The 26,336-nt window shown below is 40.1% G+C and carries 20 protein-coding genes and 1 pseudogene; 7 read left to right on the top strand and 14 right to left on the bottom strand.

Annotation, left to right across the window (positions count from 1 at the left end; all coding sequences use genetic code 11):
* Positions 1-118 precede the first annotated feature (118 nt).
* The gene (locus tag G585_RS0104655) at positions 119-775 is read left to right on the top strand and encodes a Crp/Fnr family transcriptional regulator (RefSeq protein WP_022773319.1); all 657 of its coding nucleotides are present in this window, start codon (positions 119-121) and stop codon (positions 773-775) included.
* Here G585_RS0104655 and G585_RS0104660 read toward each other — a convergent pair.
* Both G585_RS0104660 and G585_RS0104665 read right to left on the bottom strand, forming a co-directional pair.
* A complete protein-coding gene (locus G585_RS0104660; protein WP_022773320.1) occupies positions 769-969 on the bottom strand; it encodes a hypothetical protein in 201 nt (66 codons plus the stop codon). The two genes, G585_RS0104655 and G585_RS0104660, sit on opposite strands and share 7 nt — an antisense overlap.
* Positions 970-1,086: 117 nt before the next feature.
* On the bottom strand, positions 1,087-2,664 hold the full coding sequence (locus tag G585_RS0104665) for a GH25 family lysozyme (protein WP_022773322.1): 1,578 nt from the start codon (positions 2,662-2,664) through the stop codon (positions 1,087-1,089).
* Between the two features lie 213 nt (positions 2,665-2,877).
* Here G585_RS0104665 and G585_RS0104670 point away from each other — a divergent pair, with 213 nt between their 5' ends.
* Together G585_RS0104670 and G585_RS18755 are read left to right on the top strand one after the other, a co-directional pair.
* The gene (locus tag G585_RS0104670) at positions 2,878-3,744 is read left to right on the top strand and encodes an HD domain-containing protein (protein ID WP_022773323.1); all 867 of its coding nucleotides are present in this window, start codon (positions 2,878-2,880) and stop codon (positions 3,742-3,744) included.
* Positions 3,745-3,822: 78 nt separating this feature from the next.
* Positions 3,823-5,283 carry a sensor domain-containing diguanylate cyclase gene (locus G585_RS18755; protein ID WP_022773324.1) on the top strand — a complete coding sequence of 487 codons (1,461 nt, stop codon included), beginning with the start codon at positions 3,823-3,825 and terminating at the stop codon, positions 5,281-5,283.
* Positions 5,284-5,345: 62 nt separating this feature from the next.
* Here G585_RS18755 and G585_RS0104680 read toward each other — a convergent pair whose 3' ends face one another.
* The 5 genes from G585_RS0104680 to G585_RS0104700 all read right to left on the bottom strand — a co-directional run bounded on the left by G585_RS0104680 (position 5,346) and on the right by G585_RS0104700 (position 14,649).
* Positions 5,346-8,306: an EAL domain-containing protein gene (locus G585_RS0104680; protein WP_081644757.1), complete on the bottom strand. Its 2,961-nt coding sequence runs from the start codon at positions 8,304-8,306 to the stop codon at positions 5,346-5,348.
* Between the two features lie 117 nt (positions 8,307-8,423).
* Positions 8,424-12,131: a metallophosphoesterase gene (locus tag G585_RS0104685; RefSeq protein WP_022773327.1), complete on the bottom strand. Its 3,708-nt coding sequence runs from the start codon at positions 12,129-12,131 to the stop codon at positions 8,424-8,426.
* Between the two features lie 129 nt (positions 12,132-12,260).
* Entirely contained in the window at positions 12,261-12,551 is a 291-nt protein-coding gene (locus G585_RS0104690; protein WP_022773329.1) for a phosphorylase family protein, read from the bottom strand.
* A gap of 62 nt (positions 12,552-12,613) precedes the next feature.
* Positions 12,614-12,748, bottom strand: a complete 135-nt coding sequence (locus tag G585_RS19980) for a hypothetical protein (protein WP_022773330.1) — start codon at positions 12,746-12,748, stop codon at positions 12,614-12,616.
* A 101-nt stretch (positions 12,749-12,849) separates the two neighbouring features.
* A complete protein-coding gene (locus G585_RS0104700) occupies positions 12,850-14,649 on the bottom strand; it encodes an ABC-F family ATP-binding cassette domain-containing protein (protein ID WP_022773332.1) in 1,800 nt (599 codons plus the stop codon).
* 152 nt (positions 14,650-14,801) lie between these two features.
* Here G585_RS0104700 and G585_RS0104705 point away from each other — a divergent pair, with 152 nt between their 5' ends.
* On the top strand, positions 14,802-15,992 hold the full coding sequence (locus tag G585_RS0104705; RefSeq protein WP_022773333.1) for a cation:proton antiporter: 1,191 nt from the start codon (positions 14,802-14,804) through the stop codon (positions 15,990-15,992).
* A gap of 122 nt (positions 15,993-16,114) precedes the next feature.
* Positions 16,115-16,792, top strand: coding sequence for a hypothetical protein (locus G585_RS0104710; protein ID WP_022773335.1), 678 nt, complete (start codon positions 16,115-16,117; stop codon positions 16,790-16,792).
* A gap of 436 nt (positions 16,793-17,228) precedes the next feature.
* Here G585_RS0104710 and G585_RS0104715 read toward each other — a convergent pair.
* Positions 17,229-17,945, bottom strand: a pseudogene (locus tag G585_RS0104715) (amino acid ABC transporter ATP-binding protein); the annotation flags it as partial.
* Entirely contained in the window at positions 17,932-19,473 is a 1,542-nt protein-coding gene (locus tag G585_RS0104720) for an ABC transporter substrate-binding protein/permease (RefSeq protein ID WP_022773338.1), read from the bottom strand. The gene G585_RS0104720 and the pseudogene G585_RS0104715, both read right to left, overlap by 14 nt.
* Positions 19,474-19,682: 209 nt before the next feature.
* Between G585_RS0104720 and G585_RS0104725 the strand changes: the two genes are divergently transcribed.
* Complete coding sequence (locus G585_RS0104725; protein WP_022773339.1) at positions 19,683-21,182, top strand: sodium/proline symporter; 1,500 nt, start codon at positions 19,683-19,685, stop codon at positions 21,180-21,182.
* Positions 21,183-21,286: 104 nt separating this feature from the next.
* Here G585_RS0104725 and G585_RS0104730 read toward each other — a convergent pair whose 3' ends face one another.
* Together G585_RS0104730 and G585_RS0104735 are read right to left on the bottom strand one after the other, a co-directional pair.
* Positions 21,287-21,496: a PspC domain-containing protein gene (locus G585_RS0104730; protein WP_022773341.1), complete on the bottom strand. Its 210-nt coding sequence runs from the start codon at positions 21,494-21,496 to the stop codon at positions 21,287-21,289.
* Between the two features lie 129 nt (positions 21,497-21,625).
* The gene (locus G585_RS0104735; RefSeq protein ID WP_022773342.1) at positions 21,626-22,906 is read right to left on the bottom strand and encodes an O-acetylhomoserine aminocarboxypropyltransferase/cysteine synthase family protein; all 1,281 of its coding nucleotides are present in this window, start codon (positions 22,904-22,906) and stop codon (positions 21,626-21,628) included.
* A gap of 245 nt (positions 22,907-23,151) precedes the next feature.
* On the opposite strand from G585_RS0104735, the gene G585_RS19470 reads away from it, so the two are divergent.
* On the top strand, positions 23,152-23,319 hold the full coding sequence (locus tag G585_RS19470) for a hypothetical protein (protein WP_022773343.1): 168 nt from the start codon (positions 23,152-23,154) through the stop codon (positions 23,317-23,319).
* A 40-nt stretch (positions 23,320-23,359) separates the two neighbouring features.
* Here G585_RS19470 and G585_RS0104745 read toward each other — a convergent pair whose 3' ends face one another.
* From G585_RS0104745 to G585_RS0104755, 3 genes are all read right to left on the bottom strand, one after another.
* Positions 23,360-24,007: a 4'-phosphopantetheinyl transferase family protein gene (locus tag G585_RS0104745; protein ID WP_022773345.1), complete on the bottom strand. Its 648-nt coding sequence runs from the start codon at positions 24,005-24,007 to the stop codon at positions 23,360-23,362.
* Positions 24,004-25,965 (bottom strand): fructose-bisphosphatase class III, encoded by a 1,962-nt coding sequence (locus G585_RS0104750; RefSeq protein ID WP_022773346.1) that lies wholly within the window; start codon positions 25,963-25,965, stop codon positions 24,004-24,006. Before G585_RS0104750 ends, G585_RS0104745 begins: the two co-directional genes overlap by 4 nt.
* Before the next feature lie 68 nt (positions 25,966-26,033).
* Entirely contained in the window at positions 26,034-26,330 is a 297-nt protein-coding gene (locus G585_RS0104755; RefSeq protein ID WP_022773347.1) for an STAS domain-containing protein, read from the bottom strand.
* Positions 26,331-26,336 lie beyond the last annotated feature (6 nt).

The following is a 26,336-nucleotide window of genomic DNA, read 5'->3' on the forward strand; positions in this document are numbered from 1 at the left end:
AATCCTTGTTTTGATGGTGTCAGTATAATATACTATTTTTAACAAGTATGTTGTTTAAACCACATTTTGATAAATTTTATTAGAATTATGACTCTTAGCACCTACTACAGGAGCAAAAATGGAAATAAAAGACATAGAGAAAAGCAGGCTTTTCCTTGGAATGACGGCAAAAGAGCTGGAATCATGCCTTACAGCTCTTGACGCCCATGAAAAGACATTTGAAAAAGATGATATTATTCTCCACGCCGGAGAACAGACTTCCATGATTGGCATGGTACTTTCAGGCAGCGTAACCATTGAAAGCAACGATGTTTGGGGCAACTGTACCGTCTTAAGCCATGTTGGGAAAAATCAGTACTTCGCCGAAACCTACGCTCTTCTTGGCGAAGTTCTTCTTGTTGATGTTAGGGCGAACGAAGAATGTACTATTCTCTTTTGCAGTATCAGAAACCTTCTTGATGACAGCAAAAAGAGCTCTCCCTGGAAGGAAAAGCTCCTCAAAAATATACTTATTATTTCATCGCAAAAAAATCTTATTCTCTCCGGCCGTAGTTTCCATACATCTTCCAAAAGCTGCCGTGGGCGCCTTTTATCCTATCTAAATGCCACTGCGCTCCAAACCGGCTCCAGAGAATTTGATATTCCCTTCAACAGGCAACAACTCGCAGACTACCTTAATCTTGAGAGAACCAACATGTCAAAAGAGCTTTCTCATATGAAGGATGAAGGGCTGATCGAATATAGAAAAAGTCATTTCAAGCTACTAGATCACTGACTCCCCTCACTTTCGACGCCAAAAGACGCCTCGGCTTCTTTAATCATCTCGCTCAACTGCACATCGGATATATCAAGGACCCACGCCAGCATTGTGACATTATGAGCATGCTCTTCCACAGTAAATTTGGGACATGTAAGATAACTGTCTATCTCATCATTTAGCCTTTTCATGATATCTGCTTCTGATCTCATAAAAATCTCCTGATATATCCGCTGAAAACATTTACAAACAATCTATATACTAATTATAGTCATTTTTTTAATTAAATAAAATACATTGGTGCCATGAAAACGGTTCGGGCATCCCCATTACTCAACAACTCTTAAGTAACTACTTACGCAGTATAATGTCTGGCCATTGTATTCCACCCTGGACCAGCCATAATCAGTATTTATCCCTGTTCTGGTTGCAGTGTCTCCGGAAGATAGTGTTGCAACTACCGCCGAGTCCTCATCAGTGACACTTGGCTTTGATCTTAGGTTCACCATATCCTTGGCTGTTACTGTTTCATTGCAATCAGCAAATTGAGTCTTGAAGCCGGAAGTAGTAACAGGCTGTTCTGTTTCCTGCTTCGGAGCAGTAAGATCCGTAGTCAAAAAGCTTGATACTGCATAATAAGTGCTTCCTTCAAACACCACTCTGGACCAGCCACTAGAGCTGATCCCCGTTCTTTGGGCTGTCTGACCATTCTGCAATGTTACAACCACCTTACTATCATCGCCCTGACTTGGCTTATCCCTAAGATTCGTGCTGTTTTTTGCAGTAACTGTCTCATCAACAGTGTCAAAACTCATAAGTGCTTCCACATCTGCTGTTGCAGTTGCCCTTTCTGAAGTATCTTTGGCTGTTTCCGTACCGTTATATCCAAAATATGCCACGTCTACATCTACTTTTTTACTTATACCTGCAACGGTTCCCTGATTTGTATACTGCCACATAGCGCACTGTCCATCATATGCAGGCCCATTCGCAATATTCGATGTGTTTTGGTTATACCATGCTATCCAGATTTTGTATGACTTCTCTATCTGCGAAGTATTCCACTGTGCATCTCCGGCCAGTTCGCCCATTGAAGCGTAGAAAATTGGCGTATATCCGGCTTTATAGATCTGATCAAGAAATGCTTCAGCAATACTGCTTCTTTCATCTTTAGTAAGGCTGTACTGTCTGCTGCTTTCCTTATCAAAGCCTTCACAGTTATATCCTACCGGGTAAGTGATCGGATACTGTGCAATATAGTCTTTTACCCAGTTTGCCTCAGCTACTGCCTCATCTGCATTTACTGCTGTGGAAAAGAAATATGCTCCGATCTTTATACCATTTTTTTCTGCTTCCTGCATGTTGAATCTGGCATTAGAATCTGCCTTGATCTCACCTGTAGAGGAATCCCTGTATCCGACTCTTATCATTGCAAAGTCAATACCAGTGGCTGCGACCTGCGCCCAGTCGATGGTACCTTGAAACCTTGATACATCAATGCCATAAGTGACAGACGAATTCTCGCCAACATTGCTGGCACTCACCAGATCAGCTACATCAATATCTTCTCCGTTTTCTGCCCCGGCTCCCATCTGAATATCTGATTTCTCTTCTTCAGACGAAGCTTCAACAGCCGCTTCTTCCGGCTGCTCTTCATTTACTGAGGCTTCAATAGATGCTGCAACCACAGGCTCCTCCTCCGGTATGGGCTCCTCTATTTCTTCCAGCTCCAAAACTGAGGCCTGTTCAGCCGCTTCACTCTCAGCATTTCTTTTTGCAAATAATTTAACCAGGAGAATTGCAGCACAGATACAGATTACTACCGCTGCAATAATGATTTTTACGGTCATTCCATCAGGATTTCTTTTCCTGCGATGGCGGCCATGATCCCCATAATTACTTTTCATACACTTCTTACTCCCAACAACAAGAACTTATCATATACAGAGCCTTCCCCCAAAGACATCGTACACATACCTAATATACACTTTTGCAAAAAAGAGGACAAGAAAAAGAAAATACAGAAAACCTTTTGAATATTGTTACTGCTTACAGTAGAGCAATATTCGTTTTTCTGATATATTATTCTTATGAGACAACTTACAAATAGGAGTATTGTGATGAATGACACCCATGATTTCCTACTGGAAAAAAGACTTCAAAACGAATCACCGGATTTACATAGACGAGTAACTGACAGTGTAGCTATGCTTTATACTATGCTAGAGTCTTTCCTATCCTGGTTTCCGGATTTTACTGATCATTCATTATTGCATAGTTTAGATGTTCTGGATTATTCTAATCAAATTCTGGGTGACCAGGTATGGGCTCTTAACACACTGGAATGCTATGTTCTTGTGATGGCTTGTTATCTTCACGACGTTGGAATGGGAATATCCCGAAAGGATTTTGAGGTTTTTGAAAAAGAATTGGAATCAAAGGGAACTCTTAAAAAAAGCCATTCAGTTAACAAAGCTCAGATCATCAGAGAACAACATAATGAGCTCAGTGGAATGATCATCCAAAAATACTCCAAGCTTTTTGATATTTTTGACAAAGATACTATGTTTGCAATAATTCAGGTTGCAAGAGGGCACCGAAAAACAGATCTTTTTGATGAATTTGAATATCCTAATATGCAGACAGAAAACGGCGTTATCCGCACGCCTTATTTGGCTGCGGTTATACGCCTTGCAGATGAGATTGACGTCGCATCAAATCGAAATCCGGAACTTCTCTTTGACCTTTCCAACCTTACTAACCAGAAAGATATAGATGCTTTTGGCACTCACCAATCCATTCGTTCAGTAGAAGTCCGCTCTGACCATATCGAACTTATTGTATCTCCTACTGAACCTCGTTTTGTCCCATTAATAGAGAATCTGGCAGAAAAAATACGGCAGACACTTACTTATTGCCGTGATGTGGCTCAAAAGCGGTCAGACCTTTGTATCTATCAGGAAGATGTAAGGATTACAACAATGTAAAAAGGTCCCAAAAAGTAGTATTATTAATGTATGTAATATAGTTATCATTTTGACTTGCAAACGATTAAAGGAGCATAGATGAATACCAACGATGCAGTCAATAGCATTACCAAGGGCATAGGACAATTTAACGCTGAAGCAAGTGTCATAGTAGACGACGTTTCTCCTTTATTTGACATATCTGCATATCCTGAGGATCAGCATGAACTCTTAATTGAGTGCAACAGACGAATTGAAGAGGCTAACAGCAAATACCGTATAGCCAGATATAAAGAGGATATGTTTGCCAAGGGATTAAAAGCCGGTATGTACTTCTGTACATTTGATCGCAACGAAAACCTGCTGAGCTTTGAATTCAACGATGAGACCAGGCAAATGTTGGGCTACGATGGAATCGAAGATCTCCCCAATGAGTTTGACAGTTGGGTCAAAACTCTTGTTCCGCAGGAGCGCGATGACATCGTTAAATTATTCTGGGATTCAATCCGCATTCACCGCGATCTCCCTGATATTACTCACGCAACCTATCGCATGCAAAAGAAAGATGGAAGCATCATCTGGGTCACCGGAGCCGGAAGGTTCATAAGACGCCCTGATGATGGCTCTTTGGAAATCTATATGGGATGCTATCGCGATATTACTGCCCACAAGGCACTCAAAGAACATGTAAAAATAATAGAGGCTTTAGGAAGTATCTTCAACTTTTCTTTATATATCGATGTCAGCGATATGAGTTACCGTATGATCAGCACCAATGAATATGTTGAGAAGGTTCCAAAAGATCCGGACGCTTTCAAATTTTTAAAAGCAAATGTAGACTCATCAGTTGCAGAGAGCTTCCACCAAAGTCTGTATGACTGGCTTGATAAGGATAACATCCTTGCCGCTATCAACGAGCATGAATCTACAACAATGGAATTCTACAGCGAAAGTGCTCATCGTTGGTTCAATGGCGTTTTCATGATAGGTGATCGAAATGAGGATGGCAGCATATCGCACATTGTCTATGGCTGCCTCGATACCACAGACGCCAAGCTGCAAAATCTGGAGCAGCAGAAAATAATATCAGAATTCGAGGCAGAGATATACATAGACTCCCTGTCCAAGATTCGAAACAGAAAGTTTTTGGATGATAAACTCATCTTTAAACCCTGTAAAGCTGTTGTCATGGGTGATATCGACCTGTTTAAAAAAGTTAATGACACTGCAGGCCATCAGGGCGGTGATGAAGCAATCGTGAAAGTAGCAAATATTTTGGAACATTCCGTACGAAAAGATGATGTTGTCATCCGCTATGGCGGCGATGAATTTATGATGGTCTTTTTCGACATTACAAAACAGGACCTGGAAAATAAGCTTTCGCACTTAATAGTTGCTTTAAAAGAAGTTACTATTGAAAATAATCCGGACGTCCATATAACTATGAGTTTCGGCGCTGCATTCGGAACAGAACTTGTAAATAACCTGATCAAAACCGCAGATGAAGCTCTTTATGAATCTAAGAAGGTGCGAAATACGTATACCGTGATTGAAATATAAGAAAGCATGAAAAGACACGAGTTCTAGGGAAGCCCCTCCTAGAATCCGTGTCTTCCTTTTATTCAAAATACCAGTTCTTCAAAAACATTCGCAGGCAGTGCCGGTGAAAAATAATATCCCTGTATCATTTCACAGCCGCGGGACTTTAGGAATTCAAGCTGTACTTCCTGCTCAACGCCCTCTGCTACCACCGCAAGGTTAAGGTTTCTTGCAATATCCAGGATAAGCTCTACGAGACGAACATCCTCTTCCCTTACTTGTGACTCAGCGAGTTTATCAACAAAGCTCTTATCAAGCTTAAGTATGTCAACAGGCACTGATGATAGCATATGAAGAGACGAATACCCTGTTCCAAAATCATCCATTTCAATGACGTATCCCATATCTCGCAATTTCTTAACAGTTCCGATAAGCTGGTCTGTATCATCAGTGTAGGCAGATTCTGTAACTTCAAGATGCAGATCTGTTCTATCCAGGCCATTTTGCGCAACAATTCCTTCAAGTGTTTTCACAAGAGAAGGATCAAAAAAGTCAACTCTTGAGATATTAACAGAAATTGGAATTGCAACTCCATGTTTCTTTTTCCACTCACTGATCTGGCGCGCGGTCTCCCGCCATACAAATCTATCTACAAGGCCAATTTGCCCGTGTTTCTCAAAAAGTTCGATAAATTTACCGGGTGGTATCATTCCGATTTCATGGTGTTTCCACCTTACAAGCGCCTCAGCACTCTCAATTACAGGAGGGTCAACCTGCACGTTATACTTTGGCTGGTAGTAAACCATAAATTCATTATGCAAAAGAGCTGATTTCAGGTCGTTAAGAAGACGCTGATCAAGGATTTCTTTATCCCTCATCTCCTCATTAAATACCTTTATCATCTCGTGGTTACCGCCACGGAGGAAGCTACATGCAGACCTTGCTCTGTCAAACATTTCCACAGGCTCAAGTCCAAAGCTATACGGCATAACGCCCATCCTGATGCGGATACTTACATTCTCGGCAAAAATATCAAGTGCATGCTGAAAACGCTTGTAAATAGCATTGTAATCATCTGTGAAAGTCGAAAAGATATTAAATCTGTCTGCACTGGACCTACACGCTATCCCATTGTTTTCACCAATAAAGGCCTTAATCTCATCACCAAGAGCTTTTAAGACTTTGTCCCCAAACTCCCATCCATAGAGAGCATTTACTACATGAAACTGCTCAATATTGACCACAATTGCATTATATTCTTTTTCAGGATCATCATTATGCATCCTGTTCGCATATTCCAAAAAGTAGTTTCTGGTATACAGCTTTGTAAGCGGATCAAGCTCTGTAGCAGATATAAGTCTCTGACTATCAATTGCCTTTTTATCTGAACGCAGCTTTGTCATCATGAGAAAGATCATGGCTGCACAGATAACAGTTGTTATGATTGCAAAAGAAATTGCGTTATCCTCAAGATAATCCATGAAAGTAACCTTGTGAACATTTCCGGTATACTTGGAAAGGATTGCCTCCATATCGCGCGAATCCATGTTATTTATGATCTTATTCATGATCGAATACATTATCTGATCTTCTTTTTCCAGTGCGAAAGCAAAATCCATGTCGTGACCGGTGGCTAAAAGATCCAGCTTATAGCGCCTTCTTAGCCTGTCATTCTGCGTTATTCTATAGCTGTTCACCATGGCGCAATCCGCTTCTCCAATTGAAACCGCTTTGTAGCAGGCATCAAGATTATCCTTATGCTCTATTTCCCAGTTCGGGTAGTAGTCCTGAACAAAATTGTCAAAGTTAACATTACCGGAAAGAACAGCTGCTTTAATTCCCTCTCCGCCAAGTATATCCTTAGAATTTTCCGGATTAACTAAAGCAAATACTTCTGTATGCATGAGGTTTTCCGAACTAAGATAACCCCTGCGCTCCATTTCATATGGGCTTAAGTTGATAGGAAATACGACATCTATTTCTCCGGCATCCATTGCATTTAACGCGTTATCAGTTGTATCGAAAGGCACTGCTTCAAATTCAATTTCAGCATTGCTCATCATACCGCTTGCTTCAGACAAAAAGTCCCCAAGGGCTCCTGTCAGTTTTCCTGCGCTTTCATCGCAAAACGGCATATACTTATTTCTATAACCAACGCGGATTTTCCCATGGTCCTTTAGCCACTTTAATTCCTTGTCCGTCAGGTAAGTGTTTGTATTTACAGACCATATATATTTTTGGAGAAGCCTTTGACTATAATATGGATCTTCATTTTGAATACTCAATAATGCATGATTAAGCTCATCTAACAGATCAGGCCTATCTTTGCTAACTGCAAAATAAAATTCCGAGTTGCCAACAGGACATACAGGAACGATATTAGGCCTGTTTCCATAGGATTCAACAGTAACATAGGCATCGATCTGGCCTTTATCAAGCATCTCAAACCATTCATCAACATTTTTGTCTGAGGCAGTCATAAGTTCAATATCTATGCCATTTTTTCGCGCCCATTCAATGGTAAGCTTTTCCATTATGCTATTTTCTTCTGTGGCAACAACTTTTCCGGAAAAAGAACTAAGATCATCCAATGTTATTTCTGTATTACCGGCTCTTACAAAAAAATAGTAAGACTCCGATCCCATAGGCACACTAGGATAAAGAACTGTCTCCTCTCTCTCTTTCATATAGGAAACATCGCTCAATATGTCAATTTCACCATTTTCAAGCATCCGATATAACTCAGGCCATGGAGCCTCCACATATTCATATGTCCATCCGGTATAAGCCACAAGCTTTTGGTGATAATCATAGGCATATCCCATGCGCTTCCCAAACTCATCCTCATAGCAATATGATGAATCATACCAGCCAATGCGAACCACCTTGTTTTCCTGCATATTGGCAAAAGACGGAATTTCAACCACAAGAGCAGCACAAATAAGCATGCATGCAACCATAATAATTGCAAACACTCTTGATGCAACTATGCAGATCACCTTAGACTGTGATCTGTTTTGACATAAAAAGTCATTCTCCCGCATACTAAAATGATAACACTATGTTATAAATTTACGATAAAAACATTATTATATATAGATAAAAAGTCCCCTGACTCTAATTGAATTTTTAGAGCCAGGGGGCAGTGTTCCTCTGTTTTATTAGATTAACTGACCTATTTCAATAAGCTGCTTTAAGTACAACAGACCGATAAATCCATTTTTATCAACGTATTTTGAAAAATCTGTTCCCTTTGGTATGATCAGCCTTGTAAGTTTTCCCTTATACATAAAGTATATTTCCAGGTCAGCATCTACTCCGTTTATTGTCTTTAAAAGACTCGGCGTAAGATAATCAAGTTTTCCAAGATTTATACCAATTCTTCCTGTATCAGTGACAAATACCTTGTCTGTGATCTGATTACCCTGTCCATCAACGATTGAATCACTTATGTATCTGCCGATCTTTATTTCTCCATTCAGATTGTCCTTTTGTAATAAAGAAATGGCGCCAGGAGTAGCATTCCCTGATGTGCTGTCTGTATTGATCTTCTTTAACGTATCAGCATTTATCTTGTCTAAAAGTTCCAGAGCATCATCCAGGTCTTCTTTTACTTCCTTCTCGGTTTCAACATAGTCCCTTACAGTAGTTCCATCGTCTTCAATAGGCTCATCAATCTCATCCCAGAAATCATCGTCATCATCATATTCATCATCTTCAAACCAGTCATAATCTTCTTCATCATCAATTTCGTCATTACCGCCAATATAGTTCCAGCGGGCATAAAGCTTATAAATGTTTGAGAAATCTGAATCTGCTGTAACTAATGTTCCTCCGTCGGGAGCAGTATACCATCCTGCAAATTCATAGTCTTCCATGGTTGGTGCAATAAGTTTTCCTGCCTTAAACTGCTCAACTGTAAGAGTATTTCTGACAATTTCATAATCATCTCCCATGTAGAGATTAATTGTATGGAACTGCCACTTTGAATCATTTGGAATATTGTTGTCCTGGGTCATTGATAGCTGCACTTCAGCAAAAGCATTTATCAGCTGCTTGGATGCAAAGCTCATGACTGAAGACGCATTGAATCCCGGAAGTGCATTTATTGCCCTTACAATATTTGAAGCAGAATTCATTGTTGATGCAAGTCCATTTACGATTGTAATATACATTGATGTCGGCGAAGTAACATCAGTAATAGCTGCAATCGTATTCTGCCCCTCAGGAGCTATAGATGTAGATAATATTCCGGCAAGGATAGGATATTTACTGCTTGAGGTTGCATCTCCTATTGCTCCCCATAAAGCTTCATTGAGGTACTTTTCGAATGTTTCACCTTTAAGAAGTGCCTGGTATTTAGCTCTCTTTTCAGTCTGAACAGAACCCTCATCACCTCTTGCAAATGCCTGCTGGGCATCAATAGCAATATTCATTCCGGTTGATGTTGGATCTTTTTCATCAATAGGTTTTGATAGCGCATTTACAAGTGCATTGGATAAAAGAGTAACTACTTCCTTTTGAATTGGTGAACTCTTGTAATTACTTTCCTTCCATCCATCAACATTAAGATAATTGTTAATGGCTGTAACCATCTTATTAACACCACCGGAAAGGGCAGTAAGATTTACCTTAAGAGTACCTTTCTCTTCCATAGTGCTGTCTTTTATAGAAACATCATACTTTATAATGCTGTCCTCACTGCCGTCACTTGTTCGAATAGCAGTAATCGACACATTTCCGAGATAAGGTATATTAAAATCAGTCGCAAACTTATCATTCTTTCTGGCCAATTCAGTAGTCTGATTAAGTGCATAGTCTCCCAATGAGTCCTCGGAGTACTTTATCATATTCTTAAGGTACGCCTCAGTTCCTCCCGGAGTCTCTGTTATAGAGTAAGCTATCTCTCTTGCGAAATAATCAATAAACGATCCTATGCTTTCCTGCCTGATTCCAGACTTATCATAGCTGTAATCCTGCATACTTCCCTGATAATCGTTGTCAAAGCTTTTTTCCGTCCCGCCGGTAGACACCTTCCAGCTTGAAGTGTCTACATCTTCGAAATCCTTATCTATAAATGAAGTGTCAATAGAAAAGCTATAAACCGCATCTTTTCCACTACCTGTAATATCAATGTTTATCTGTCTCCAGGCAACCGGGTAAGCACACAGAGCTGCTGTCTGAATGTCATAGAGAACATTTCCATTTGCAGATACGAACTTAGCAATATCATTCGCATGCGAGTGTCCTGTAAGGACTGCAGACATACCGGCATCAGCCAGGGCAGTTGAAACCTGCTCATGATTACCTATGATATACTCAGACATATACGCTGCAGTAACCTTAGTATCTACAGCACAGTGCGGCATTATTGAATGATGGCACATTCCCAGGACGAGATTTCCTTTCTCTTTGGCTGCCTGAGTCTGCTCAACAACCCATTTCAAAAGGCCATCAGAAATATATCCCGCAGTCTTCTGCGCATTTGCATATCTTGAATTAACAAGATCTTCATAGCTGTAGATGCCTGTATCCATAACGACAAGCGTAACTCCGTCAGCTATTTCTGTAGCATAGGAAAGTCCGCCATGATTTTGTGCAATAGAAGGATCGTCACCCTGAGGATTATATACAGTTCTTGTTCCACCCTCACAGTGGTCATTTTCTCCGTATCCAAGTCCTGCAAATACCGTTTTAAAGTCTTCCGGTCCAATTCGCTGAGCCTTGGCAATCTCCTCGGGTGTCAAATCAGCAGCATAAGAATTATTGATGTCATGGTTTCCGTTAACAACATAGATGCCAACATCCTCCATGCCCTCTTTATTTTTCAGAGCATTCAGTTTATCTGCAAGAGCCTGAGCTCCCGAGTATTCACCATTACTTGTAAGATCGCCGCATATCAAAAGGCAATCAGGATCAAATTCAGTAACCTGATCCAGTGAAACATTGATGATACTGTCTATTTCTTCAAGCATTCTCATCTCGGTCACGGCTGTTGTATCCATATTCTGGATTCCGTGTCCTTGCTTTTGATCATTAGAAACATAATGAGTATCAGACAGGATTGCAATCGATATATGCTGTGTTGCCGGCTGACCATCATCCAGGTCCTTGGAAGAACCTGCTTCTACAAACTGCTGCGGCTGAGCAGTCTCGCCACCACTAGAATCTGACGTAGCTGCTTCAGTCGTTGTAGTTTCTGGTGTCCCTGCTTCAGTGGTAGTATCAGGAGTAGCAGCCGTTCCTAGCGCCATCACCCTTGGGGCCGCACTTCTGAGCATCATAGTAGCTACAGGTGCATCGCCTTCACCTGCTTCATCGGTAGCTACATTCTCTATGCCAGGCTGGACTTCACTTACATCCAGCTCAACTGTATCTTTTTCCACTACTTCCTGAACGTCTGTATTTTCTTCGCTCTTTACTTGTTCAGGCGCAGTTTCGCCCGTTTTTTCATCTTTTATTTCTTCAGGCTCGTTTTCTTCTGTTTCTTCGTCCTTTTTTTCTTCGGATGTTGCTACATCTGAACCCTCATCCTTTATCTCTTCTGATTTCTTCTCATCCGTCTCATCTTTTTTTTCTTCAACTGACTCATCGTCTGAACCCGCCTCTTTAGTTTCAGACAGAACATCATTTTGCTCAGCCGGGATGATATTTTCTATATTACTTACATTTTCATCCTTCTCATCAGCAGAATCATCCTGCTTTTCTTCGCCATCAGATGGGGCGTTATCCTCATCTGCATCAGCTAATTTTTCTTCATTATTATCCTCATCTACATCATTGGCATAACCAACGACAGACGCCCCTAAAAACATTCCCCAGGACACCGCCATCGCCATAGTCATTTTTACAGCTGTTTTTTTCTTCATAAGAAATCCCTTTCATATATAATCAATACATATACCCATCAATGGTATTATCGACTTATAGAAAGGGATTTTTTACGTCTACTTAATTAAATTTTTCTTAAACTACAATCTGTTTGAAATTTTATTGCATTAGTATTTCATTATTTTTTCCCAATCATCAGCGTCAATTTCTTCAAGAATAATATCCAAAAGCTTTGCACTTGAATACGCTGCAAACGGCCTGATATCTCCTTCAGTAGCAGCTTTATTTCCATCAGCAAAATCCTGGACTGTTTTTATCACCATCCATTTCGTGTTCATAAGATCAGCAGCAGCTGCCAATGCATAAGCTTCCATATCAAGTGCCACCGCATCATCCTGCAGCTGGGCAATCCGTTCCATTACACTGGGATCATCAACAACAACTACTCCGCTGGCCATGGAATGGAATGATATATTGACGTCCTTCGGTGCCTTTGGATATCCATCACAGATTTTTTTTACTATTTCTTTATTATCTGCAATCTACTGGCATCGCCAATATTCAGATTCCTCATCTGCTCCGGGGTACACCCTGTCACCAAAAGCATCACAACACAGAAAAAAACACTTACTCCTTTTCTAATTATTTTCTTCATAATACGCATCCTTTACTTTTTAACGTATCCGATAGCTGTCTTATAATTATACGCTATATTGTATGTTCGTGCGCTTTTTTTAGTGATGTTTAATACTTCTTTCATACTTTGTTAAAACTGTCAACCATTTCCTGAAGCTCAACATATCTGTCCATTTTGCGTTCTATTTCAGCATCAACTTCCTCTTTTTCCTTGGTAAGAGCAACCAGTTTAGGATAGTCTGTTGCTGCTTCTACTATCTTTGCTTCCAGGTCAGCACTCTTTTCCTCGAGCTTTTCAATTTCTGATTCGATATTATCGTACTCTTTCTGCTCGTTATAAGAAAGCTTGGTCTTTTCGCGTGGCGCACGATACTGGGCTTTTGATGATTTTGGCTCGACCTGAGAAACATGACGCTCCTCTCCAGAAACTTCTGTCTGTTTCTTGTGTAACAGATAATCTGAATATCCACCCTCACTCTGGTAGAGGCTTCCATCTGCCTCAAATGCAAAAATCCTTGTGACAACACGATCCAAAAAGTATCTGTCATGGCTGACAGTAATGATTATCCCTGCAAATCCGTCAAGATAATCTTCAAGTATTCTAAGAGTCTGTATATCAAGGTCATTAGTTGGCTCATCCAAAATAATCACGTTCGGCTGCTCCATCAGTACTCTTAATAGATATAGTCTTCTCTTTTCACCGCCTGAAAGCTTAGAAATTGGAGCATATTGCATATCCGGGCTGAAAAGAAATCTCTCGCACATAACAGATGCAGAAACCAGGCCCTCTGCTGTTCTGATAAATTCTGCAGTATCTTTTATGTAATCAATTACTCTTTTATCCTCGTCCAAAGCTTCATTTTCCTGGCCAAAATACCCAATCTTTATGGTCTGACCAATCTCTACTGTGCCACTGTCAGGCGCCACAGTTCCAACAATAGTCTTTAAAAGAGTTGATTTTCCGCATCCATTTGGTCCTATGATCCCGATTCTGTCGAGCTTATTGAAGGTATAGGAAAAATCCCTGAAAAGAGTTTTTCCTTCATAGGACTTTGAAATATTGTCAATTATTATTGTCTTATTTCCCATTCTGCTTGGAAGTGAGCTAAGTTCAACCTGTCTCTCCTCCTCAGGGCGCTGTCTATCACGAAGTTCCTCAAAACGCTGGATATGAGCCTTCTGCTTGGTAGATCGTGCTCTTGCACCTCTTAACATCCACGCAAGATCTTTACGATACAAAGCCTGTGCTTTACGCTCAGCAGCCTGCTCATAATCAAGTCTCTGCTGCTTAAGCTCCAAAAAGCCTGAATAATTGGCCTCATACCTATAGGCACTTCCTTTATCTATCTCAAGAATCTGATTTGTAACTTCATCAAGGAAATATCTGTCATGGGTGATCATAAGGAGTGCACCTCTAAAATGCTGAAGATATTCTTCAAGCCACTCTATCATATCTGAATCAAGATGGTTTGTAGGCTCATCAAGTATCAAAAGATCTGATGGCGTCATGATAGCAGCTACCAGCGCAGCTCTTTTTTTCTGTCCGCCCGATAATATAGAAGGATTACACTCCGGATCATTTATTCCAAACTTGGCAAGATAAGCTTTTATCTCACCCATTTTGTCCCAATGATCGCCACCGTCATAAATCGTATCAGTTATATTTTCCAAGAGGGTCTTGTTCATATCAAATACAGGATTTTGCGGAAGATATGAAATTCTAAGACCGTTGTTTACTACAACCTGTCCGCTATCCGGTTCTACTTTGCCTGCAACGATTGCCAGGAGCGTTGACTTACCTGTTCCGTTTGTTCCTACCACACCAATCTTATCAGTGTCATTTATTCCGACAGAAATCCCGCTAAGAACCGGTTTTGACATGTATGTTTTAGATATGTTTTCAACATTTAAAATGTTCATAAAAAAGCCTCTGTTTCTTTTAATAATTCTAAAGGATACACCTCATATTACTGAATCTCAAAACTAAAGTCCATAAAAAATAAAACCTTGACTCTAAAAAAAAAAAAGGCGTATAATCTGCAATTAGCGTTATAAAAGGAGGAAAATAAACAATGGATACGATTCAGATACTTAGAGATCTTGTGATCATAATAGTAAGTGCAAAGTTCTTTGGACTTATTGCAAGAAAGCTTCACGCACCGCAGGTTGCCGGTGAGATCATCGCAGGTCTCCTTATAGGACCTACACTTTTTAACCTTGTGGAAGCCGGGGACTTCCTGTCAGGAATGGCTGAAATTGGTGTAATACTGCTTATGTTCAGCGCAGGTCTTGAAACAGACATAGACAAGCTCAAAAAATCAGGTGTAAAGGCAACAATCCTTGCTTGCACCGGTGTTGGTGTTCCACTTGCCCTTGGTACTGTTTTATACATGGCATTCTACGGATTTGCCGCTCCCGGATCTACTGAGTTTACAAAAGCTCTTTTCATAGGAACTATCCTTACAGCTACTTCCGTTAGTATAACAGTCCAGGTGTTAAAAGAGCTTGGAAAGATCTCCACTGACGTGGGAACAACAATCATGAGTGCAGCAATCATCGATGATGTAATTGGAATCGTCGTTCTTACAGCTGTTCTTGGCCTTAAAGATCCTAATGCAAACCTCGCTGCTGTATGTATCAAGACAGTAGCTTTCTTTGCTCTTTCTGTAGTGATTGGAATTGTGATCTTCAAGATCATGAAGAAAATGGAGCAGAGATGGCCTCATAACAGAAGAATCCCGATCCTTGGCCTTGCTCTTGCCTTTGCAATGGCCTATGTAGCTGATAAGTACTTTGGAGTAGCAGATATCACAGGTGCTTACGTTGCCGGTATCATATTGAGCTCTTTGGAAACATCAGATTACATCGACAGAAAGATGGATATCAACTCCTACATGATCTTTGGACCTGTATTCTTCGCAAGTGTAGGTCTTCAGACCAACTTAAGAACTGTAGACATGACAATTCTTGCATTCTCACTTGCTTTCGTTATTGTTGGACTTCTTGGTAAAGTTGTAGGTTGTGGAATTGTCGCTAAATGCCTCAAATATAACACTTCAGATGCATTGAAGATCGGTGTTGGCATGATGACAAGAGGTGAAGTTGCCCTTATCGTAGCACAGCGTGGTCTTAAAGCTGAGATTGTTGATAGCAGATACTTCACAGCAGTAATCCTGCTCATTATATTGAGTTCAATCCTTACACCTATCATCATGAAGGCAATCTATGCTTCAGATGAACGTGCTGCTGCGCAGGGCAAATAAGATTTAGATTTTTAATTTTTTTATCATATTTATTTCACAATTTTCCATTGAAAGGGAAAACCTAATGATGTAATATACATTCTTGTGCAATTTTTTACAAAAGGAAAAAAGGAATTACTTAAATGGAAAATCAATTATACTCTTACGAAGAAGTTTGTAGTCTTATTCAGGATAAAGGTATGATAATGACTATGATGCGCGATGAGGATCTTAATAAGCTCTGCCAGTTTGGAAACCGCGGATCAATCCTGAATGTTAATACTCTTTTATTCAACCGTTACCAGATACACGCTAACGAAAAAGACTATAACTCAATCAAGAGAATGGCTGAATCAGAAGGTCTTGCCATTGTTATAAGAGAAACAGAAAAGGATGAAGTAGAGGATGTAATAACCGGCTATGAGGAAATTGAGAGCAAGGCTATCCTCTTTATCAAAAACGGAAACCGAGTTTTACAGTTAAATGACACAGATAAATCTCTGGCTCACGAAATAGTATTCTTCACAAATGAAAATCTCGATCTTATACTTGAATGCCTTTGTGAGAATGACAGCTATAAACCTAAGCCAAAGGTTGCTGCACCTGTAGTTAAGGTCGTAAAGCCGGTTGAACCTGAGCTTACTGATGATGAGATAAAAGACATTTTTGCCGAGGGTTGTGAAGTTACACATAACACTTATGGTCATGGAATGGTAAAATCTGTATTAAACGGAAAGATCACTGTAGAATTTGATGATTCAGTAGAGAAGATCCTTTCTGCTAAGATCTGTATAAAGAACAAGCTTCTTTCAGTAGTTTGATCTGATAAATATTTAAGCCTGTGGTGGTCTCCCACTACAGGCTTTTTGATTGTATTTCATCGTGTCATTTTATGCAGAATTCCACTCTGTTTCCACGCTCTTTTGTATCATCCCATATATATTTCTCGCCTAGTACTACGCTCCTTAGAATTGAAATTGAGATAGAATCACCATCAATAAAAATATTCATCTCTTCTCCCGAATAATCAGCAACAAATTCTACCTCATCTTTTTCCTGTGAATACTCGATAGATAAATGTACATCCGGCTTTTCCATTGCGCATACTATGCTCTGATGAACAGCCTCTTCATATGCACGGTGTATCTTCTTGGTAAGTGCAACAGATATCTGGTTTTTCTGTGCATAATCTTCAATCAGTCTATGAGTTCCAAGATAATCATAATCTCTTCTGTTTATTCCTATTTCCAGCACTTTCAGGCGCCTTACAAAGCGGCGGGTCTTTTCCTTTTTTGGATTATCAAATACCTCTTCCGGCGTTCCTTCCTCATAAATCTCGCCCTCATCCATATAGAAAACCCTGTTACTGATGGACTTGGCAAAAGACATTTCGTGAGTGACGATCATCATGGTTTTTCCGCTTTCAGCCAGCTCTTTTATTACTGACTTAACCTCGCCAACCATAGTGGGATCAAGGGCACTTGTAGGTTCATCCAGCAATATTATATCCGGGTTCATTGCAAGTGTCCTTGCTATGGCAACTCTCTGCTTTTGACCACCGGATAATTCGTCAGGCCACGACAATGCCTTATCTGACAGGCCTACTTCACGAAGACGATCCATGGCATTATCGTAGGCTTCCTGCGCAGGTTTCCCCAAAAGGTCCATGGTAGGCGCCATAACATTTTCAACTACAGTCATGTGGCCAAAAAGGTTAAATGACTGAAACACCATTCCCATCTTTTTATGTACTTCTTCAATCTTGCAGCCTGGACCTGTGATCTCCGTTTCATCAAGCCACACTTTTCCGGAAGTTGGCTTCTCAAGCAGATTTATGCATCGTATAAGTGTACTCTTGCCTGTTCCCGAAGGTCCTATAACAGCTATGACGTCTCCATCATTTATTGTGGCATTGACATTCTTAAGGGGAACCACGTTTGGGTATTCTTTTCTAAGATTCTCAATTCTTATCATTTAGTTTTACCCCCTTCAAATAGCCTGACTGTCCCTTCTTCTTGAAATCAATATTTATTTCCATCTTATCTATCACAGCTCCGAGTAAGGCCTCAAGTCCGAAATATATGATCGCGATAGCTATCAATGGGAAAAATGCATCGTAGGTTCGGCTCCTTATGATATCTCCTATCTTTGTCAGATCTTGAACCGCTATGTATCCTACTATTGCAGTAGCTTTAATAAGCCCTACTATTTCGCCTTTGTATGCGCCAATAACGTGGGGAAGGGCCTGAGGTAAAATGATCTTGAAAAAGATCTTATGATCTGAATACCCCAGAGAATACGCTGCCTCATATTGTCCATTATCAACTGCACCAACACCTATCCTTAAAAGCCCTATTACAGCAGCAGCGAAAGTAAGCGTAAAGCCAATGACTGAAACAATAATTCCATTAATATGCAGACCAGCAAAAATAATGTAGTACAGTATCATCAAAAGAACTACAACCGGCATTCCCTGGATCAATCTCATAGCTCCATTTGTGATGCTATTCGCGACCTTGTTCCCTTTTCTGCAGAGGAGATAAACGAAAAAGCCACTTACTGTTCCTAAAATAACCGATGAAACCGTGATTATAATAGTTGTAATTACACCCCTCACAAAAAGAGTCCATCTGTTTTCTCGTATAAATGTCTTTTCAAAGCTTGTCACAACTCTGTTAAAAAAGGCTCCTATTGAAGAGTCACTTACTCCACTTCTCACGACAATTCCTGCTTTTTCAGTATAAAGATCCTGCGAAAAAGGCAGTGCCTGAGCACGTTCCGGAGTTACATTAAGGTTTGCCATTATGCAGTCCACATCACCGGATGCTGCCGCGTTTATTATGGCACCATAGTCATAGACTTTAAATTCCAGGTCTGCATCAAGATATTGCGCAAATCTCTCGGCCAGCTCTATGTCATATCCGCACAGTTCATCGCCCTGATAGAATGAATAAGGAGTTGCTATTCCTGAAGTGCCTACTATCAGCTTCATTTTGGGATTTTTTATCTCAGGGAAATCAGGAATTTCAAAGTCATTTTTGATAACCCATCGGTCGTACATATCATCAAGAGTTCCATCCGCACGAATCACGTCAATAAATGTATCAATCTTTTCTTTTAGCCCGTCGATTTCTGTGGCAGGCGATAAACCTACAGCAATATGGACCTCTTCATCCATTGTCTCATCAAGAAGCTTTACTCCTTCGACCCCTGTAGCAAGAGCGATTTGTAGCTGCCTATAGTCATAAACAAAGGCATCTATCTTTCCCTGCGCAAGCGCCGGTAAAGCTTCATTTAATTCGATATATACCAGCTCTGCATTCGGAAACTCCTTCTCAACAAGCAGCATTGATGAAGATCCTACGCCAACTCCTATTTTTACCCCCGGGCTCTTGAGCTGATCCTTCGATGTGATAAGTCCGGTATCATATGCATAAACAGCATGCACAGGCATTAGCACTAATATAAACATCAACAATATATAACCAAGGATTTTTCTCAAAATGATCCTCCTGTCGACCATAAAGTGGTCTGTACTACGTTTGTTTATGTACTGTTTTATGTATATTTATTTACATTTTACTACCCCTGTTTTGCTTAGTCTCTATGAATAACTACTATTTAATAATAACTTTATACATATGAATAACCTGTTGATTTTATCACTATGCTGTGGTAACGTATTAAAAACAGTAAAAAAAAGGAGAGCGTATGGAAACACAGATAGTTATTGGTATTGTGATTGTTTTGTATCTTGCCATGATGATCCTGATAGGTGTTGTCTTTTCTAAGGGAAATGATGACGCCGGAGATTTTTATCTTGGCGGTAGAAAATTGGGCCCTTTAGTTGCGGCCATGAGCGCAGAAGCCTCTGACATGAGCAGTTGGCTGCTTCTTGGTATACCGGGCCTTGCATACCTTTCAGGTATGGCAGACGCAACATGGACCATTATTGGTCTCGCTATAGGAACTTATCTCAATTGGCTTTTTGTAGCAGCCAAACTCAGAAAAACCACCGAAAAACTTGGTGCTATAACTATTCCCGAGTACTTTTCTGCAAGATTCAAGGATAAAAATAAGACTATAACGCTTATATCAGCCATCATAATCGTTATCTTCTTTATCCCCTATGTAGCTTCCGGATTTGCTGCCTGCGGCAAGCTTTTTAATACTCTATTTGGTATTGATTACGCCTTCGCCATGATTGTCAGCGCTATTATCATAGCTCTTTACTGCTCACTCGGTGGATTCAAAGCCGTATGCATGACGGACCTTGTTCAGAGCATAGCTATGACACTGTCCCTTATCATAGTCATTTTCTTTGGAATAAATCAGGCGGGTGGCCTTGGAGCTGTCATTGATAATGCTAAATCTCTTCCGGGATATTTTAGTATTTCTAATGTCTATGACCCTGTCACCAAGACAGCAACACCTTACAGCGCCCTTACAGCCTGCTCAATGCTTGCCTGGGGACTTGGATATTTCGGAATGCCACATATCCTTGTTAGATTCATGGCGATAGAGGATGAGAAAAAAATATCACTTTCAAGAAGAGTTGCTAGTGTGTGGGTAGTAATAGCTATGTTTATCGCCCTTGCCATCGGCGTTATAGGTCTTGCAATGAGCGCAAACGGCAAAATACCTGTACTTGAAGGAAGTGGAAATGCTGAAAGAGTAATAATCCACATCACTAATCTGATGAGCACCTTTGGCATATTCCCTGCAATAATTGGAGGTATTATCCTTTCTGGTATCCTCGCAGCGACCATGTCTACTGCTGATTCTCAGCTTCTTGCTTCAGCATCAGCAATTTCTTCAGACCTTATTCAGGCAGTTGGTAAAAAGAAACTTGACGATGAGATGCAGGTTAAAGTAGCTAAAATAACCGTTGTATTAATATCTATTATCGCGATCATAATAGCAAGAGATCCGGATTCTTCTGTATTTCAGATTGTTTCATTTGCCTGGGCCGGCTTTGGAGCAGCTTTTGGTCCTGTGGTTCTTCTTTCACTATTTTGGAAACGTTCAACCCTTCAGGGCGCCCTTTCAGGAATGGTTGCAGGTGGTGCATTTGTTTTCATCTGGAAATTCGGCATTGCCAAGCTTGGAGGCGGATTTGCGATTTATGAACTTCTTCCTGCTTTCCTTATTGCTCTTGTTGTCAATGTTATAGTAAGTCTTTGCACTAAGGCTCCTGATATTGATATTTGATTTTTTCGAACATAAGAAACGTACGCTACATGCGCACCTATTCAAAAAGACCACTTCCATAGCGAAGTGGTCTTTTTATATGTGTTATATAACTTATATGCTATTTACTGATTGTCGTACTGGCTCACATAATCAGGTCTGTTTTCCATGAGAAGTGCCCCAAGCGCATATAGAACAACTCCGGTTCCGCCAGACATTGCAAGCACGGCCCAGATAATTCTTACAAGTGTTTTATCAAGTCCAAAGTACTCTGCGATGCCTCCGCAAACACCAAATAATTTTCTATCATTACATCTGTATAATTTCTTTTCCATAGCAAAGCCTCCTTCATAATATGTACTGCTTGTTTTTTATAAAATCAGTATATCGCAGTCATATTATGATTTATATGTCTTCTTAAGAGACTTATTTATATTTATCCCGCTATTTTAGAAAGATATATTTCAGATAGCTGCAAAGCCCTTTTCAAGGTCAGCAATGATGTCATCTATGTGCTCAGTTCCAATCGAAAGTCTGATAGTGCTCTGGCTTATTCCCTGATCCTTAAGCTCTTCATCTGACAGCTGAGAGTGTGTAGTGGTTGCAGGATGAATAACAAGGCTCTTTACATCCGCTACATTTGCAAGAAGTGAGAAAATCTCAAGATTGTCGATGAACTTCCATGCTGCTTCTTTTCCACCTTTTATCTCAAATGTGAAGATTGAAGCTCCTCCATTAGGGAAGTACTTCTCATAAAGTGCATGATCAGGATGATCTGCAAGTGATGGATGGTTAACCTTCTCTACCTTTGGATGATTTTTAAGGAATTCAACTACCTTCTTTGTATTCTCAGCGTGTCTGTCAAGACGAAGAGACAGTGTCTCAACACCCTGAAGAAGTAAGAATGCGTTAAATGGAGATATTGTAGCTCCTGTATCTCTAAGAAGTATTGCTCTGATAAAGGTAACAAATGCAGCCGGTCCTACAGCGTCATAGAAAGATACACCATGGTAACTTGGGTTAGGATCTGCAATATTAGGATATTTGCCGCTAGCCTTCCAGTTAAATTTGCCGGATTCTACAATAATTCCGCCAAGAGTTGTTCCATGTCCGCCGATAAACTTTGTAGCTGAATGTACAACAATGTCTGCGCCATGTTCAATTGGTCTGATAAGATATGGTGTTCCGAAAGTATTGTCGATAACAAGTGGAAGACCATGTTTATGTGCTATTTCCGCAATTGCATCAATGTCCGGAATATCACTGTTAGGATTGCCAAGAGTCTCCAGATATATTGCTCTTGTATTATCCTGAATTGCACCCTCAACTTCGCTTAAGTTATGAGCATCAACGAATGTTGTTGTCACTCCGTACTGCGGAAGTGTATGGGCAAGAAGGTTGTAGCTTCCGCCATAGATTGTCTTTTGTGCAACAATGTGTCCACCGTTAGCAGCAAGAGCCTGAATTGTATATGTTATAGCTGCAGCGCCTGATGCTACTGCCAGTGCAGCGCTTCCACCTTCAAGTGCTGCAATTCTCTTTTCCAAAACATCCTGAGTGGAATTTGTAAGTCTTCCATAAATATTTCCTGCATCAGCAAGTCCAAATCTGTCTGCCGCGTGCTGGCTGTTTCTGAACACATAGGATGTGGTCTGATAAATAGGAACGGCTCTCGCGTCTGTAGCCGGATCCGGCTGTTCCTGTCCAACGTGTAACTGTAATGTTTCAAATCTGTAATCACTCATGTTTTTAACTCCTCCGTTCCTTGTAATTACAGAAATCATACTCCCAAACCCTGGCTTTGACTAATACATTAAGCTTATTGGACGCGATAACCGGAAGCTATACCGCTTTAAAGCGCTACAACTTTATAGCCCTGTTGTAAATTTTATAATAATTTAATTTATACATCAGAAAATCTAAATGATTGTGTAGTAGTATAAATAAGAATAGTTGTAAGAGGTTTCAGCACTAACGGGGAGGTGCTTATATGGCGATGGAAAAATCAGAGCTTAATGTAAAAGGAAAATGTAAAACAATAGACACAGTTAGCTTTAATGGCAAATATATTGACATAAATATAATTAAAAGACGCATCATATCAGCTATTGCTATTATTGGTGGTCTGGCATTTGCCGGTGTCGTTATATTTCTGTGAGTTTTATTTCCCTAAAACAAAGTTAAGGCTGAGCGATAGCTCAGCCTTTTTCTTTGAAAACATCCGTTATTGAAACATCTTTAAAATCCGCACAGGGAGTGCATATTGTGACTTGATAACCCGAAATTTCTTTTCTGATAAGATGAAGTTCTTTCGAATAATGCAGGTCATTTTCTGATTTTATATCCAGCTCTATGTTCAAAGGCTCCATTGAAAGCCCTTTTCCATAGTACTTCATAATACTTTCTTTGGCAGTCCAAAGACCTGTATAGAGCATATCAAGATCACCGCCAAGGTGCTCTGCCTGTGAAATCTCACTTTCTGAAAAAACTCTTTTGATAAGCCCCGGTTGAAAATGACTCTTTTCCTGAATATCTATCCCTACCTCTTTGTCAGAAACAGCGATTATAGCCATTTCTCCTGAATGAGAAAGGTTAAAAAACACATCGTCTCGCCCCTTTATATAAGGCTTTCCGGCACCTTTTTCAACAATTTCATAGGAATAGATCCCTAGATTTTCCAAAGCTCTTTTTAGAAGTATTCCTGCAGCCAGCGATAAAAGCTTATTCTTTTGAGGTTTAAAAGCATCTATCTTCTTCTTTCTCTCAGGTGGCATCTGGTCATACCAGTACTCATAAGAACCACTGTCTATAATGCAATTTATATCTGCTGCATAAATCCTGTTCAAGTCTTACCTTTCTCCCTTATTGCTCCACTTTCATAGGCTTTTAGCAGATCCTTTAAGTCTGCAATCTGGTTTATAAGACTCTTTCCTACGTCAGTGTCTCTGACCAGGATTCGCTTCTTGGTCTTTTCCGTGATCTGTATCTCAGGCGTGTTCTCCTGTCCCTTTACGAAAGCTTTATGTTTGGCAAGCGCCAGATGATGAGAGTTAAAGATCAGTGTATACCCGGCAATTCCTGTCTGTTCATGATAGGCTTTTGAGATTCCGCCATCTATTATATACAGCTTTCCTCCAGCCTTAACAGGACTCTCGCCCTTTTTTGTCTTGACCGGAACATGGCCATTTATAATATGCGCCCATTCAGGGTCAAGTTTAAATTCTCTTAGTATTTTATCAGCATATTCCTCTTTTGCCGAGAAGGTATAATAAGGATTGTGCTTTTCAGCACATAATTCCTTCTCATTTCTCAAAAACAGACGTTCAAATGTTGATATTTTATCCTTTCCGAACAGAGGGGAATTGGGCCCGCACCACAAATACCACATAAGATCAACTGCATCCTGCTTTTTCTCGATATCATCCCTTGGATCGAGGAAATACGCATCATGAATCTTTACATTCAGGTAATCCATGAGCTCTTTTCCGCAAAAACTTCCATCTGTGGTCTTCATACAGGTAAAATTGCCCTTATCATCCATAGGGATACATCCATGGAAAAGCAGATTATTATTGATCGACCTGTACATAGCCCCATGAGAATACAGGAATTTGACATGCTTTGTAAGAAGCTGAGAATGGATAAAACTAAGGCGAAGAGTTCTTACAAGCTCTTCCTCACCTTCTGATAACGCATATGGATCCTTTGGGTCTATTGTAGGGAAATTCGTGTCATTTAGCTTATATTTTTTATTTCCTATCTTAACAGTACCGGTACTATAATCTATCTTGTCCAAAAGAAGTCTCTTTTCAAGGCCATATTCCGGATGCTTTTTAATAAGTTGTCCCTCAAGTTTTAACTGGATTATACTTATGGCCTTGTACATCTTTGCCGCAAGTGTCGGATTTACCGAATCATACTTGCTCTCATCGAGAATATGCATTTTAAAGCAGCTACAAGGATCATTTCTGTAAATTTCTGCCGCAAACATTGAAAGAGGCCTCAAATTGATCCCATAGCCATCTTCCAGTGCATCAAAAGAATTGTAGCTTATCCCGATCCTGAGGACATTAGCTATGCACGCAGTATTGCCACAAGCTGCTCCCATCCAGTCAATGTCGTGGTTCCCCCACTGAATATCCACATCATGGAAATTCATGATTTCCTCCATTACCAGGTCTGGTCTTGCGCCTCTGTCAAAAATATCTCCTATTATATGAAGTGAATCTATAGTCAGATTCTGTATAAGTTCGCATAGAGAAATAATGAACTCATCTGCAAAATCTATCTCTATTATTCCGCTTATTATCTCGTTATAATATAGCTTTTTGTTGGAATCGTTCATATCAAGATGCAACAGTTCATCTATGGCATACGCATAATCTGAAGGCATCTTTTTTCTTACTTTGGACCTTGTATATTTTGAACTTACAACGCGGCAGATTGAAATAAGTCTGTTGATAGTTATTTTCTGGTGCTCATGTAACTCTTTTGTACTGATTGATTCGTCTCTTCTTATCTTACTTATTACTTCTCGCGGATAGTATATGAGGTTTGCCAGCTCAAGCTGCTCTGCCTCAGACATCATGTTTCCAAAAGTTTCTTCGATCTTGGCCCTGATAATACCAGATGAACTCCTTAATAAGTGTGAAAAAGCCTCATATTCCCCATGAATATCTGAAAAGAAATATTCAGTTCCCTTAGGTAAAGCACAAATAGCCCGCAGATTAATTATCTCTGCGGCCGCTTTCCTTGAACTTGGAAATTCCTTACTCAAAAGTCTTAAATACTCAATATCTCTCATACTCTCTCCTAAAATCCCCTTATTACATAGAAAAGCCGCATATTTCTATGCGGCTTAAATAAATATCTTTATTCGATTGTTAAAATATCAACAAATCCTGTTACTTCAAAGATTTCTTTTATTTCTTCATTGGCGTTCTTCACGATCATCTCTCCCTGCTTATTCATTACTTTCTGAGCAGATAAGAGAACTCTCAGCCCCGCAGATGATATATACTCAAGATTTGCCAGATCAAAGTCAAGCTTTGTAATGCCGTTAAGAGCGGTCTTAAGTTCATCATCGAGCTGTGGCGCTGTAGTAGTATCCAATCTTCCATCCAGAGCAACAGTAAGTTGTGATCCATTAGCTATTTTGTTAATTGTCATATTAGG

It is taken from the genome of Butyrivibrio sp. AE2015 (assembly GCF_000420825.1).
Classification (GTDB): Bacteria; Bacillota; Clostridia; order Lachnospirales; family Lachnospiraceae; genus Butyrivibrio.

Bases quoted from the DNA above. Each gene is read 5' to 3' on its own strand.
- G585_RS0104690 (WP_022773329.1), bottom strand. From the start codon at position 12,551: ATGGCCAGCGGAGTAGTTGTTGTTGATGATCCCAGTGTAATGGAACGG.
- G585_RS0104750 (WP_022773346.1), bottom strand. From the start codon at position 25,965: ATGAGAGATATTGAGTATTTAAGACTTTTGAGTAAGGAATTTCCAAGT.
- G585_RS0104725 (WP_022773339.1), top strand. From the start codon at position 19,683: ATGGAAACACAGATAGTTATTGGTATTGTGATTGTTTTGTATCTTGCC.
- G585_RS0104655 (WP_022773319.1), top strand. From the start codon at position 119: ATGGAAATAAAAGACATAGAGAAAAGCAGGCTTTTCCTTGGAATGACG.
- G585_RS18755 (WP_022773324.1), top strand. From the start codon at position 3,823: ATGAATACCAACGATGCAGTCAATAGCATTACCAAGGGCATAGGACAA.
- G585_RS0104685 (WP_022773327.1), bottom strand. From the start codon at position 12,131: ATGAAGAAAAAAACAGCTGTAAAAATGACTATGGCGATGGCGGTGTCC.
- G585_RS0104730 (WP_022773341.1), bottom strand. From the start codon at position 21,496: ATGGAAAAGAAATTATACAGATGTAATGATAGAAAATTATTTGGTGTT.
- G585_RS0104710 (WP_022773335.1), top strand. From the start codon at position 16,115: ATGGAAAATCAATTATACTCTTACGAAGAAGTTTGTAGTCTTATTCAG.
- G585_RS19470 (WP_022773343.1), top strand. From the start codon at position 23,152: ATGGCGATGGAAAAATCAGAGCTTAATGTAAAAGGAAAATGTAAAACA.
- G585_RS0104665 (WP_022773322.1), bottom strand. From the start codon at position 2,664: ATGAAAAGTAATTATGGGGATCATGGCCGCCATCGCAGGAAAAGAAAT.
- G585_RS0104705 (WP_022773333.1), top strand. From the start codon at position 14,802: ATGGATACGATTCAGATACTTAGAGATCTTGTGATCATAATAGTAAGT.
- G585_RS0104670 (WP_022773323.1), top strand. From the start codon at position 2,878: ATGAATGACACCCATGATTTCCTACTGGAAAAAAGACTTCAAAACGAA.
- G585_RS19980 (WP_022773330.1), bottom strand. From the start codon at position 12,748: ATGAAGAAAATAATTAGAAAAGGAGTAAGTGTTTTTTTCTGTGTTGTG.
- G585_RS0104700 (WP_022773332.1), bottom strand. From the start codon at position 14,649: ATGAACATTTTAAATGTTGAAAACATATCTAAAACATACATGTCAAAA.
- G585_RS0104680 (WP_081644757.1), bottom strand. From the start codon at position 8,306: ATGCGGGAGAATGACTTTTTATGTCAAAACAGATCACAGTCTAAGGTG.
- G585_RS0104755 (WP_022773347.1), bottom strand. From the start codon at position 26,330: ATGACAATTAACAAAATAGCTAATGGATCACAACTTACTGTTGCTCTG.
- G585_RS0104660 (WP_022773320.1), bottom strand. From the start codon at position 969: ATGAGATCAGAAGCAGATATCATGAAAAGGCTAAATGATGAGATAGAC.
- G585_RS0104735 (WP_022773342.1), bottom strand. From the start codon at position 22,906: ATGAGTGATTACAGATTTGAAACATTACAGTTACACGTTGGACAGGAA.